Annotated in this window: 10 protein-coding genes; 4 read left to right on the forward strand and 6 right to left on the reverse strand. The window is 42.4% G+C overall.

The genetic code is table 11. The annotated features are described in order from the left end of the window. Positions 1–263 precede the first annotated feature (263 nt). Complete coding sequence (locus OMHG_RS13765) at positions 264–1,178, reverse strand: CAP domain-containing protein (protein WP_010651469.1); 915 nt, start codon at positions 1,176–1,178, stop codon at positions 264–266. 463 nt (positions 1,179–1,641) lie between these two features. Here OMHG_RS13765 and mreBH point away from each other — a divergent pair, with 463 nt between their 5' ends. Beyond that, a complete protein-coding gene (mreBH, locus tag OMHG_RS13770; protein WP_010651470.1) occupies positions 1,642–2,649 on the forward strand; it encodes a rod-share determining protein MreBH in 1,008 nt (335 codons plus the stop codon). A gap of 191 nt (positions 2,650–2,840) precedes the next feature. On the opposite strand, the gene OMHG_RS13775 is transcribed toward mreBH, so the two are convergent. Further along, entirely contained in the window at positions 2,841–4,064 is a 1,224-nt protein-coding gene (locus OMHG_RS13775) for a saccharopine dehydrogenase family protein (RefSeq protein WP_147629084.1), read from the reverse strand. 42 nt (positions 4,065–4,106) lie between these two features. Further along, the gene (locus OMHG_RS13780) at positions 4,107–5,606 is read right to left on the reverse strand and encodes an aldehyde dehydrogenase family protein (RefSeq protein ID WP_010651472.1); all 1,500 of its coding nucleotides are present in this window, start codon (positions 5,604–5,606) and stop codon (positions 4,107–4,109) included. A 367-nt stretch (positions 5,607–5,973) separates the two neighbouring features. Here OMHG_RS13780 and OMHG_RS13785 point away from each other — a divergent pair, with 367 nt between their 5' ends. Both OMHG_RS13785 and OMHG_RS13790 read left to right on the forward strand, forming a co-directional pair. Next, positions 5,974–7,317, forward strand: coding sequence for a sodium-dependent transporter (locus OMHG_RS13785; RefSeq protein WP_010651473.1), 1,344 nt, complete (start codon positions 5,974–5,976; stop codon positions 7,315–7,317). Positions 7,318–7,353: 36 nt separating this feature from the next. Then, entirely contained in the window at positions 7,354–8,703 is a 1,350-nt protein-coding gene (locus OMHG_RS13790) for an FAD-dependent oxidoreductase (protein WP_010651474.1), read from the forward strand. A gap of 240 nt (positions 8,704–8,943) precedes the next feature. On the opposite strand, the gene OMHG_RS13795 is transcribed toward OMHG_RS13790, so the two are convergent. Next, on the reverse strand, positions 8,944–9,612 hold the full coding sequence (locus tag OMHG_RS13795) for a hypothetical protein (protein ID WP_010651475.1): 669 nt from the start codon (positions 9,610–9,612) through the stop codon (positions 8,944–8,946). Positions 9,613–9,717: 105 nt separating this feature from the next. Further along, a complete protein-coding gene (locus OMHG_RS13800; protein WP_044476993.1) occupies positions 9,718–10,770 on the reverse strand; it encodes a C45 family autoproteolytic acyltransferase/hydrolase in 1,053 nt (350 codons plus the stop codon). A 142-nt stretch (positions 10,771–10,912) separates the two neighbouring features. On the opposite strand from OMHG_RS13800, the gene OMHG_RS13805 reads away from it, so the two are divergent. Then, the gene (locus tag OMHG_RS13805) at positions 10,913–12,631 is read left to right on the forward strand and encodes a hypothetical protein (RefSeq protein WP_010651477.1); all 1,719 of its coding nucleotides are present in this window, start codon (positions 10,913–10,915) and stop codon (positions 12,629–12,631) included. 335 nt (positions 12,632–12,966) lie between these two features. On the opposite strand, the gene OMHG_RS19265 is transcribed toward OMHG_RS13805, so the two are convergent. Further along, entirely contained in the window at positions 12,967–13,089 is a 123-nt protein-coding gene (locus OMHG_RS19265) for a hypothetical protein (protein WP_261796347.1), read from the reverse strand. Between the last annotated feature and the right edge of the window lie 55 nt (positions 13,090–13,144).

The following is a 13,144-nucleotide window of genomic DNA, read 5'->3' on the forward strand; positions in this document are numbered from 1 at the left end:
TTACACCTCATTAGCAATATGTAGTTAAATCAGTATGTAAATCGCTATACCCTTTCACTATCTATTCTACCCATCTGCAGAATTATAATTGTACTTCGTGTCAAAACAATTCAATCCCGTGTCATAAAAGTAGTGAAAAAAAAGACCAGCCCGTTTGAGCTGGTCTTTCCAATCAGTATTTTTATTCAGTTACCTTCAGCTTAAAACGCCTTTATCGTTTCGATTGGATTGACGGACGCTTTATTGCTGGTTTTGCTTTATACTTATTTTCCAATAAATTGTTGTGTCCAGTGGTTACCTTGTTCAACATATCCTACTCCGATATGCGTGTAGTCGCCATTTAAGATGTTTGCACGGTGACCTTCACTGTTCATCCAGGCATTTACTACTTCTTCAGGAGTACGTTGTCCTTGTGCAATGTTTTCACCAGCAGTGCTGTATGAGATTCCAAAGCTCTTCATCATATCAAATGGCGAGCCATATGTTGGGCTATTATGGTCAAAATAGTTATTTGTTGCCATATCATTTGATTTTTCACGTGCCACTTTGCTTAATTCTGTATCAATCTCCAGAGGTGCCAAACCTTGCTTAGCTCTTTCCTGGTTTGTCAATTCAACTACCTCTTGTTCAAATTGGCTTAATTCTGATTGTTGCTGATTCTGAGCTGGCTGTTCTTCTTGTTGTGCTGGTTGCTTAGCAGGTGCTGCCGGTTGTGCTGGTTGCTCCTCTTTAGCAGGTGCCTCCTGTGCTGGCTTTTCAGCTGCTGGTTTTTCTTGTTCTGCCGGCTTCTCTTTAGCTGGTTGTTCTTTGGCAGGCTGTTCTGCCTCTGCCGGTTTTTCCTTCTGAGGCTGTTTCACTTCTTCTTTAGCTTTGTTTTCTTCTTTATTTTTATCTTCATCTTTAGCATTTTGTTGAGCATTATTCTGCTTTTCTACTTTGAAAGAATTCCAGTCAAATTCGCTCCAATTAATATCGAACCGATTCATGACCTTATCCAGTATACCTTGTACATCTTCCCCTGAAGCTGTACCCCATTGTCCATTAATAGAGTAATAGACTTTATATGAACTGTTTAACTGGTTATCTTGATTAGTTGAAGCTTCCGCATTAGTTGAAAAAGTTCCACCGAATAATAAAGCTGCTGACAATGCAGTAGCTATTCCTACTTTTTTAAACATGTAATGCACTCTCCTTCTGGTTTTTGTTGTTGTCGCTTGGTGCAAAATTATCATAGCATAGGTTTTTTGTAATAATAGAGGAAGGGATTTCCATAATGGTTCATTTGTTGCGGTAATTTATGCCTGTTAATCTCAAACCCTTATATATAATAGAAATAGTAAACACCCTAAAAACGGATAAACAGGAAAATGTTCAATGAGCAGGAATATTTTACTACAAACAAGTGGTTGACACCTTTTATATCAAGGGTTTATATTACATCCTGCAATAATTTGTAATAAAAATGTCACTTGATTTTCCCCCATTGAATGTTTTAATTTTAAGAGTAACGTACTTTATAGTTGGGGAAAATCTATCGCTTTTTTCTGGTCGGAGTCAGGAAGAACTCTACCTCCTGAAACTGTAAATTCTTATTAAAGAGTAATATAAAAAAATAATCTGTCATCATTGGAGGATCATACTATGTTTTCAAATGCTGAAATCGGTATCGACTTGGGTACTGCTAATATTCTTGTCTACTCAAAATCAAAAGGAATTGTCTTAAACGAGCCATCTGTTGTGGCAATTGATATTAATACGAAACAGGTTGTAGCTGTAGGTTCAGAAGCAAAAGAAATGGTCGGTAAAACACCGAAACATATTGTACCTATTCGCCCCTTAAAAGATGGCGTCATCGCGGATTTTGATGTAACGGCTCAAATGTTGAAAGAATTATTGAAAAAAGTAAGCAAAACGCTTGGCATGTCTATGCGCAAGCCAACCGTGGTCGTATGCACCCCTTCAGGGAGCACTACTGTCGAAAGAAGGGCAATTCATAACGCTGTTACAAGTTACGGGGCAAAACAAGTTCATTTAATTGAAGAACCTGTTGCAGCAGCAATTGGAGCAGACCTTCCTGTTGATGAACCAATCGCCAATGTGATTGTGGATATCGGTGGAGGAACGTCAGAAGTAGGCATCATTTCATTCGGCGGGATTGTATCCTGTAATTCTGTCCGTACGGCAGGAGATAAAATGGATGAGGAAATAATTCAGCATATCCGCAAGAAATACAACATTCTTATCGGTGAACGTACTGCTGAGAATATCAAAATGGAAATCGGTTATGCGCATCCGAATCACAAAGAAGTAACAATGGACATTCGCGGCCGCGATATGGTGACCGGTTTGCCAAAAACAATTGAAATCTCTTCCACTGAAATCTACCATGCTATCAAAGAATCTCTGGAACAGATTTTGGAAACCATCCGTTCCACATTGGAAGAATGCCCTCCAGAATTGAGCGGGGATATTGTTGACAATGGAATTGTATTGACTGGCGGTGGATCGCAATTAAATGGCATGCAGGATTGGCTGTCTGATGAGATAAGTGTTCCTGTACACATGGCTCCAAATCCACTTGAATCCGTTGCAATCGGAACAGGGCGCGCACTTAAAATGATCGGTAAACTGCAAAAGGCAGCAAAATAATTCCGGTTCGTATACATCTCAAATGTATGTAATACAGTCTCGTTAGGGATTGGATTGGATAAGATTATCCAGTGTTTTCCATTAAAGAATAAAATCTAAAAGCCAGTTCAAGTTGATTGCCGATATATCAGCAATCGTTTGAACTGGCTTTTTAAAATTGTCTTATTCATTTCTTCCACTAAAAAACAGATTTAAGCAGGGGATGATTTTCCGCTGGTTACAGACTCGACAATATGGACCCCGCGTTTTTTCATCTCTTCTATATACGATTGCCCTGGTACAATCTGTTCAGGTGGATAAATGCCTTTTTTATCTATCGTTCCCTTCCCTACCATTTGAGCTACGACCGAAATGGTATTGGCAGTAGCTCGTGCCATGGCGGTTACTTTTGTTTGCTGATCCTTATATGTGATCATCTCATATTGATAGGAAACAGGCTCCCCATCTTTTTCTCCAGAAACGATTACTCTTAATAACACGGCATCCTCTTTATCACCAAGTTCGACAATCGGATCCAGTGCTTTCAGGAGCACTTCACGCGGGCTTACCATGCTGCCATTCACTTCCACTTCATAATGGAGCTTTGTCAGATTCAGGTCGACCAGCAGTTTAAACTTCTCCGCGTGGCCAGGATAGCGGATCGTTTTATATTCGAGTGTCTCTATATTCGGAAATGAAAGGGAAAGGGTCGATGTTCCACCAGATGTATGAAAGGCCTCCAGTGGACCGAATTTCTCAAAGTGAACCTTTTCAACTTCGCTAAGGGAAGGGATTTCCTGCTTCAGCCCATTTCGGATAATGAGAGATGGGTCTGTATAATGGTCAAATACCCCCTCCATGGAAAAAACGTGATTATATTCAATTGGTGGTTCTGGCCTTACCGGGATACCGCCTACGTACAGCTTAATTGATTTCACCTTATCCAATTTACTTGCACCATACCCAGATAAGATATTGATCATACCCGGTGCCACTCCAAGGTCGGGTATGAGTGTAACGTTAGCCGCTTTCGCATCTTCTGCCATTTTCAGTACTTTATCTGTCATATGGCCAATATGTCCTCCCAGATCAACAGAGCTCACCCCAACCGCAATCGCTGTTTTGGCCACTACTTCATTAAAGGAATAAAAGAGGGCATTGATTATCACATCAAAGCTTTTCATAAATGCTGCAAGTTCTCCTTGTTCAGCAGCATTTACCTGAAATGCCTTTAGTTTAGCTGAGTTCAGCTGATCACAGATTGCCTGTGCGCGGCCGATATCAATGTCTGCCAGCCCTACAGTATCTACATCCGTACTCTTGACCAAATCACGCACTGCCTCTTTCCCCATTAGCCCTGCACCAAGTACTCCTATCTTCATATTGCTCACTCCCTGCAGTTTACTGGAATATATCCAAATGCGGATGCAAAACATCTATTTGTTTCACCGCAATTTGAACAGCATTCTATAAGTAGCTTATGATTCCACATCTATTTGTGCGCGCTGCAGTTTTCCGCTATAGTCCACATAGATTGCCTTCCACTCCGTAAATACATCCAGGGCCTGCACGCCGGAATCGCGGTGTCCATTGCCGGTTCCTTTTGTGCCACCGAACGGCAGATGAATTTCCGCACCCGTCGTTCCTGCATTCACATAGACGATTCCCGTATCCAAATCTCTTTGTGCCCTAAATACTTGGTTCACATCATTGGTGAAAATGGAACTTGAAAGACCATATTCCACACCATTATTCATCTCTACCGCCTCATCAAAGCTTTTCACCGGGATAATGGAAACTACTGGTCCAAAGATCTCTTCCTGGGCAATCCTCATGTTTGCAGTTACATCCGTAAATAAAGTAGGAGCAAAATAAAACCCGTCTTTGTGGTCATCATCTATAACCTGCTGTCCGCCGGTAAGCAATATAGCCCCCTCATCTTTTCCAATCTCAATATATTCCTTAATCTTATCGATTCCAGTCTGGTTGATGATCGGTCCCACCTTAACCGATTCATCCAAACCATTCCCAATGGTCAGCTTATCCATGGCTGCAAGCAGCCGTTCTTCCAGATCCTGCTTCACCTTCTCATGAACGATTACACGGCTGCATGCCGTACAACGTTGCCCACTTGTACCGAATGCACTCCAAAGGATTCCCTCCACCGCAAGTTGGAGATCGGCATCATCCATAACAATTACTGCATTCTTCCCGCCCATTTCCAAGGAAACCTTTTTCAATTGCTTCCCGCATTTCTCTGCAATGCTCCGCCCTGTATCATTTGATCCAGTAAATGATATAACCCGTATTTCCTTATGCTGTACCATCGCTTCACCAACTGCCGAACCGGACCCAAAAACAACATTCAGAACACCACTGGGAAGACCTGCTTCTTCGAAAATTTTGGCCAGTTCATATGCCATGATCGGTGTCTCGGTTGCCGGTTTCCATACGACTGCATTGCCCGCCAGAATCGCCGGGAAGGATTTCCAGGTCGCAATTGCTATCGGGAAATTCCATGGTGTAATGAGCCCGACCACACCAACAGGGACGCGATTACTCATGGCGAATTTATCTTTTAGTTCAGCAGGCGTAGTCTGGCCGAATAAACGGCGCCCTTCACCTGCCATATAATAGGCCATATCAATTCCTTCCTGGACCTCGCCGCGGGCCTCCTCAATTACCTTACCGTTTTCCATTGTCAGCAGCTGGGAAAGCCTCTCCTTCCTCTCTTTCATCAGAAAGCCGACTCTATATAATACCTCTGCCCGCTGTGGGGCTGGAACTAGCCTCCAATCCTGCTGTGCTTTTTTAGCAGCCTTTACTGCCTCTTCTACACTATCCGTACCTGATAAGGGCACCTGCACGATTGTCTCACCTGTTGCTGGGTTAATTACCCCTCGCGATTCTTTTACGGCCTGCCATATGCCACCTATATAGTTCATTATTTGTGGGACATCTAACGATACTGCTGCCATACCTTTCCTCCCCTTTCTTACTTCAATTCTTTAACAGCCAATAAACAGGTACCTATACAGAAGGATATGTAAGGTTTACACCAAGTATAAATGTGTACAACTTAGTTATTCAACTATTTTTAATATAATGAATTTATTGTTAATTATACGTACTGATCAATCAACGGCATTGCTTCCAAATAAATAACGAAAATCAAAATGGGTATTTCACAAAGACATACATTTGTTTAGAATATACGATGTTTGCGGACTGTGAACCTCTATAGATGACCAGCCATACACCGATTCCATATCGGCATTCAATGCAGCATGCGATTGTGTTATACTAGGAAGATAATTTTTTCACATACGAAAGGAATTTTGACTCATGGACAACAAGAAAGATCAATGGTCGACCAAGCTCGGCTTTATATTATCATCTGCAGGAGCAGCCATCGGGCTCGGTGCCATTTGGAAGTTTCCCTATATGACTGGAACAAACGGCGGCGGGGCTTTCTTCCTGTTATTTATTGCATTCACAGTACTGATCGGCCTCCCGCTTCTAATTGCGGAATTCATTATCGGCAGGGGCGCCCAGAAGGAAGCAGTAAGTGCCTACCAGAAGCTGGCACCCAGAGCTCCCTGGTCATTGATTGGTCACTGGGGAGTTGCAGGAGCCTTTATTCTTATGTCATTTTACAGTGTTGTCGGCGGATGGGTACTTATTTACAGCCTTCTGTCGATTCCAGGGAAAATCATTCAGGAAAATGCTGACTACCCTGAATTATTTGCAGCGATTACAGGCAGCCCGCTTCTGACAATTGCTGGTCTTGCACTGTTTGTGCTTCTGAATATTATCGTTGTTTCATTTGGAATTAAAGATGGAATCGAAAAGGCAAGTAAGTTGCTAATGCCATTATTATTTGTTTTTTTCATTGTGATTGTGATTCGCTCAGTTACCTTTGACGGAGCGATGGAGGGAATTCGCTTTTTCCTGCAGCCCGATTTTTCGGAGCTAAACGCAGAGAACGTTCTATATGCTTTAGGACAGGCATTCTTTTCCCTCGCAGTCGGTATTTCGGTAATGGTGACATATAGTTCCTATCTAAAAAAAGATGTCAGCATACCTGCTTCAGCGGGTTCTGTCGCTGTGATGAATATTTTTGTATCTCTATTGGCAGGACTTGCCATTTTCCCTGTCGTCTTTGCCTTTGGACTCGAACCTGCAGAAGGACCGGGACTGCTATTCATTGTCCTCCCGGAAGCCTTTGCCCAAATGCCATTTGGCGAACTATTCTTATGCTTGTTCCTTTTGCTGTTTTTGTTTGCCGTTATGACTTCCTCATTCAGTATGCTTGAGATTATCACATCAGCATTTACGGAGAAAAAAGAAAGGTCCCGCAAGAAGGTATCGTTTTTAGCTGGGATACTCGTGATTATTGCCGGAATACCTGCAGCATTGTCATCCAACCTGCTTGCAGAGTTCAAGATTTTTGGCAAGACTGTTTTCGATGCAAGCGATTTTCTGGTAAGTAATATCATGCTGCCGGCAGGATGTCTGTTTATCGCCTTATTCATCGGCTTTATCATGGATAGAACATTGATCAAGCAGGAGTTTTCCAACGGTAATAAACTTCAGGGCGGTACCTATCTTATATGGTTCCAACTAATGCGCTGGATTGTTCCAATCACAATATTAATCGTTTTTCTTAGCACATTAGGGGTAATATAAGAAGAAACGCGAATTCATCAGAAGGAGAGTTAACTGATGCCACAGAAGAGAATTATTATTGTTGGCGGAGTCGGTGGTGGCGCAACCGTTGCTGCCCAAATACGCAGAACTGACCAAGATTCCGAAATCATGATGTTTGAAAAGTGTGGATATATTTCCTTTGCCAATTGCGGCATGCCCTATCATATCGGCGGGACAGTCGAAAAGCGGGATACGTTATTATATCCAGTTGAAAAGTTCGCAGGTAAATACAATGTCCAGGTCAATATCCGTTCGGAAGTTACCTCCATTAACCGTTTCAAGAAGACGATTACGTATAAGAAAAAGGAAACAATACAGGAAGTACATTATGATAAACTCATCCTTTCTCCGGGTGCTTCCCCTGTTGTTCCCCAAGTAGAAGGGATAGATAACAGCAGGACATTTGCATTGCGCACGATTGAGGATATGGACAGGATCATTGAATTTATAAACTCTTCCAAGCCAGTTTCAGTCACCGTTGCAGGGGCAGGATTTATTGGTATGGAAATGCTTGGAAACCTGCAGGCATTAGGACTGGATTGTACAATCGTCGACAGGTCTTCACAGCTTGTTGGGAATTTGGATAAAGAAGTATCAGAGATTATTGAGGGGCATTTGAAAGAAAAAGGTGTCAACATCATCCTGAACGACGGCTTGCAGGCATTTGGAGATGACGGCAGGACTCTCCTCTTAAATAGCGGAGAAAAAATAAAGGCCGATATGACGATTCTCGCGATTGGAATTAAGCCGAATACCGAATTGGCAACCGGTGCCTCGCTTGAGTTAGGAAGTACTGGAGCAATAGCTGTCAATGACTATATGCAGACAAGTGATCCGGATATCTATGCACTTGGTGATGCCGTTGAAACCAAAGATTTCCTGACTGGTTCTCCCAGATACATCGCACTCGCCTGGCCAGCCCACAGACAGGCTTATATTATAGCCAGTCATTTGAATGGCGGGCAAACCCCTTATCACGCAAACCAGGGATCCGCTATCCTGAAAGTGTTTGATTTGACGGTTGCCTTGACTGGCCATAGCAGCAAGACACTTGCAGAAGAAGGGATAGATTTTAAAGAAACATTTTTACCCAGCTATTCCCACGCAGCATATTACCCAGGATCTGAAAAGCTATGGATAAAAATATTCTATAGCAAAGAAAGCGGATTGCTCTATGGCGCAAATGTAGTAGGATTTGATGGTGTCGATAAGCGGATGGCAGTACTTGCAACTGCCATTAAGGGAAAATTGACTATAGCGGACCTTCCCGAACTCGAGCTCGGGTATTCTCCCGCCTATTCGAGCTCCAAGGACCCTATCAACAGCATTGGATACAAGGCATTAAGCGAATGGAATAAAGAATAGAAGAGCAGATCGCCGGTCAGCAGCGTACGGTCTGAACCGCAGGAGATAAAGGCAACCAGTTGAACGAACTGAGCCGATGTAAACTTATTCCACCGGGGTAAGGGAAGTATCGCTAGCCGCTGGCGCCTGCAGCTGAGCCTGGTTTTAATTGTTATTCACATTCAACCGATTTTATAATTTCCCAGACAGTAAAAAAATCCCGGCGACATTGCCGGGATTTTGCTTTCTTTACAGACAAGATCAGTCCACTTCAAACTGATAGACGAGTTCGTAATTCTTTTCATTCAGTAATTCTGCGACATGTATGCGTACGCCATGGCCAAATACAATTTCATCTTCAGTCATCGCTACTACCATCGCTTTTGTATTATTTTGTACATCCAGATAAATATCACCTACTGCAGGCTTCAATGTCTCATCATTCTCTGCAAGATAACTGATGGACTCATCCTGTATCTGCTGCTCTTCCGGAACGAGATTTTTATCGTAATAGGCGATCTCCTGACTAGCATCCTGCCTTCCCGGAACAAGGACGACATATTCATTATGCTTTACACCATTGTCACGTGTCGTAATCACATTTCCATCCTCAACACTTTCCACTTTTTCGATTTCATTTAATGAGTAGTGATCAAGAAAATCTGGAGCAGGCTTTACAATTAGAATATAATCTCCCGGCTGCGGCTTTGCATATTGGTCGATTGTATATCGCTTCCCGTAGAAAATAAACGTGTCATTATGTTTCGGTCTGTATAATTCAATTTCAGGGGCCTGGGTGAGGATCTGCTTCATATCCTTCAAGCGATACATATGGATAGATTTTTTAAACATTGGCTTTACCGAATATACTTTATGCAGTTCATTCTGATAAAACACAAATTGACCTTTTCTTACTTGATATAGCTTCATATGATTCCTCCTAATATAAATCCTTGTGTTCATTATAACTATTTTTATAAATAAATACAGTCCACGGTTATTTTCCCTTAATTCTTAGTTTTTTAAACATCATTTTTATCGTACATTTTTTTCCATATGGGCAAAAGGCAACTCGGTATCTACTTCACCATATATCCTAGGATATTCGATGTTCTCACCAAGAATCCACTTTGAAAAATTGATTTCGTTTGGCCTGCTGTCCCCTCCAAGTGCAAACCATGCCTTTAAATTCTTTGGAAAATAGGCAGAAGTGTGAATCGTTCCACCCCAGTTCTTATATTGCTTCGAAAAAATCCCTTTATCGGTATCATTAAGCATCTGAAAGGCCTTCTGAGCGTCCGTAGCAGCTGATTGTTGCGCTTGAATCGCATGCATGCGTTTATAGGAATCATCCAGATAATTACGGTTTTCCTGCTCTAATTCTTCAAAATGGTTGGTACAGATGTTTCCCTTTCTTACATGGGTGCCTCTCGCCGAACCTTCCACAATAAAAGTTTCTTCTCTTTCATCCAATACTGCATAACTAAATGCATAGCGATGCGGAATACTTTGAAGCAATTGAATCGCTTCTTGCACATTCGCACAGGTTTCCAGCACAATTCTGCTGATCATATTGCTGATGAATCCTTCCCCAGGTCTCTTTCGATTGGTAAAATTGTACCCCAGCACAAGCCCCTTCTCGTTCATACCGTCCAATCTTCCGGTGATTTGCTGTGTTGGACCCATGACTGCATAGCCTTCGTCACTTGGCTGATAAAGTGAAAAACGTCCTTCATATGTTTTAGGATGATAATCGTAATTGCGTATCATATAGTCTGAACCAGAATATATGGAACATCCGCTTCTTTTGTAATTAGTCCGGTAGCCGCCAAATTCCTGAAGTGTGTCATCCATGCTCCACTCCAAGGCATCCCTCAATCCAAGCAACTCATCCCATATGCCAGGTGCAAAATCCAACATTGCTTGTTTCACTTCTTCAACCTCGATTGTAAAGCGGGGTCTTCTTAATTTCCATTGTTTCTTCCTGTTTTCAATCGTGAAAGAATCTTTAAGCAACTTCCCTTGCATGAAGCCAAAATCATAATGACTTCCCCGAAATTGAATAATATCACTATATATCTGCTGCATAACCTCACCCTTAATCACTCTGTCTGCCTTCAGTCTAAATGAAAAAGATTAAAAGTTAAACAAAAGTGTATAGTTTTTTGAAACCCTTTCCTTATCTGGACCGTATAACTAATTAGAAACTACTATAGGAGCTGTGAAAACCATGACCGGTATTTTAACAACAACCATTCTTTCTTTACTTCTTTACTTTATGATTGCAGTATATTTTATAATTAGAAATAAGAAGCATCGCAACACTACGATTAAAGCTGTTGGAATAATCACCTTAATTCTTTTTCTCGTTACCCTCATTATCGTCTATCTGATGATGCCGGCGATTACGATACCTAATATGACAACTGCCAATCTAATAATCGGATTTATCGGGGTGCTTGCACTGTATGGAATAACGATGAGCAAGCCGTTTACCAAAACAAGCAGGCAATTCGATATTGTCTCTGTCGGGATTGTTGCAGTGGCTGTGATTGCCATACCAGCGTTTTTTATTATGGGGATATTCGCTTTAAATGACACGTACGATTCGATTGCAAAACAGGAAATGGAAGAAGCAAAACCGCTCGATAAGGACTCAACACCGATTGTTGTCTCCCCGGAATCAGCAAGAAATAAGGTACAAAAGGCAATGAGTGTTGTCCCGAATACACAGTTTTATAACCTTGGAAAGCTACAGGTACAACAGGTTAATGATGATATTGTGTTTATTGCCCCTGTAGAATTCACTGATTTCTGGCGCTATTTCCGCGGAAAAGAAACAGAAGGCTACTTTATGATTTCTGCAACCGATATTAATGCACAGCCTGAATTCATCAGCAGCAAGATGAAATATACAAATTCAAGCTATTTTAACCATAACATTCAACGGACGATTTATAACGCATACCCAAATTATATTCAAAGCGGCGAAGCCCAAATTGAGGTTGATGAAGATGGAAAACCGTGGTACGTACAGACACTTTATAAGCCAATCGGTCTAACGAATAAGCCTAATATGTCTAAATTGAATGTCGCTGTAGTTGATCCGCTAACTAGCAAAGTGACCCTTTATGATACAAAGGATGCCCCTGAATTCATTGATGGTTCAATCAGTTCAGAGATAGCCTCTGACGAAAACGAGTATTTCGGTAAATACATTCACGGCTGGCTGAACTCTATTTTCGGCAAAAAAGATGTAAAAATCCCGAATGAGTCCGGCACAGAAAGCAATGTAACCCCAATCTTTGATGAAAATGGAGAAATGCATTATTTCACTGATATGTCTTCTCCAAAAGAAAACATTGACTCCGCTCTGGGATATACATTAGTAAATGCCCGTACCGGTGAACTTGTTTATTATAATGGTTCAAAAAATAATGGAATCATGGATAGTAAAGGTGCAAGAGAAATCGTCAACAAAGAGTTCCCTGAGAAAAACTGGACCGGATCCATGCCTCTATTGTATAACATTGATGGGAATCCAACCTGGGTAGTCAACGTCTTGGATCCAAACGGACTATTTAAGCATTATGCATATATCAAAGCAGCAGATTCAGACTTCGTCGTCTTTGGCGATACAGCAAGACAGACGCTCGATTCCTACCGTCTCGCACTGGCACAGAATCCAAGCAATGTCGAGTCCACTGGAGAAGGCGCTGATCTCGAAACCAGAACCGGCTCCATTGAAAGAGTCGTCGTAACAAATCAAAATGAAGGACAATTAATCCAATTTCTACTAGCAGATGATCAAACAATCTACACCCTAACTTCTGCCAAAGCACCTGTTGCAGTCTTCCTGCAGCAAGGTGATCAAGTCCAATTGGAAGCAAACCTACTGGATAATGGAACCGCCATCGTCGAAAGTATTGAAATTGAAGGCTTAAATTAAACTAAAGAGTGGAGGATACCACTAAAAGGCATCCTCCACTCTATTTTTGTGCACTGTTGTATATGACAAGACACTGCCTTTAGCCAAGAGAGGCGGGAGCGCTACCGGCCTTGTGGGGCTGGGGCGGGGCGTGGAGGGGGCGGGAGCGCTACGGCCTTGTGGGGCGTGGGCGGGGCGTGGAGAGGGAGGGAGCGCTACGGCCTTGTGGGGCGTGCGGCGTGGGGCGTGTTGCGCTGCCAAGTGTTGCGCAGTGCGGATCGCGGATCGTGGAGGAGCAGGGAGCGCAACCGGCCTTGTGGGGCGTGGGGCGCTGTGGGCTAGCGGGGATAGGCGGATTAGCAGTGGGCTGTAATTGTGAACTTCAGCATTTTTCTTGTGAACTTCAGCCTTTCTCTTGTGAACATCGGCATTTTCGTTGTGAACATCAACTTTTTTGCTCCAAACATCAGCATTTTCACTCACAAGGCCTCCACACCGGCTTTTCTCTCCTGCTAAAAGCCCCGCTAGTGCGAG

The organism is Oceanobacillus massiliensis str. N'diop (genome assembly GCF_000285495.1).
GTDB lineage: Bacteria > Bacillota > Bacilli > Bacillales > Amphibacillaceae > Oceanobacillus > Oceanobacillus massiliensis.

What these genes read in the sequence shown, in the direction of transcription:
- OMHG_RS13765 (WP_010651469.1), bottom strand. Translation starts at nt 1,178, where the DNA reads ATGTTTAAAAAAGTAGGAATAGCTACTGCATTGTCAGCAGCTTTATTA.
- mreBH (WP_010651470.1), top strand. Translation starts at nt 1,642, where the DNA reads ATGTTTTCAAATGCTGAAATCGGTATCGACTTGGGTACTGCTAATATT.
- OMHG_RS13775 (WP_147629084.1), bottom strand. Translation starts at nt 4,064, where the DNA reads ATGTTTTGCATCCGCATTTGGATATATTCCAGTAAACTGCAGGGAGTG.
- OMHG_RS13780 (WP_010651472.1), bottom strand. Translation starts at nt 5,606, where the DNA reads ATGGCAGCAGTATCGTTAGATGTCCCACAAATAATGAACTATATAGGT.
- OMHG_RS13785 (WP_010651473.1), top strand. Translation starts at nt 5,974, where the DNA reads ATGGACAACAAGAAAGATCAATGGTCGACCAAGCTCGGCTTTATATTA.
- OMHG_RS13790 (WP_010651474.1), top strand. Translation starts at nt 7,354, where the DNA reads ATGCCACAGAAGAGAATTATTATTGTTGGCGGAGTCGGTGGTGGCGCA.
- OMHG_RS13795 (WP_010651475.1), bottom strand. Translation starts at nt 9,612, where the DNA reads ATGAAGCTATATCAAGTAAGAAAAGGTCAATTTGTGTTTTATCAGAAT.
- OMHG_RS13800 (WP_044476993.1), bottom strand. Translation starts at nt 10,770, where the DNA reads ATGCAGCAGATATATAGTGATATTATTCAATTTCGGGGAAGTCATTAT.
- OMHG_RS13805 (WP_010651477.1), top strand. Translation starts at nt 10,913, where the DNA reads ATGACCGGTATTTTAACAACAACCATTCTTTCTTTACTTCTTTACTTT.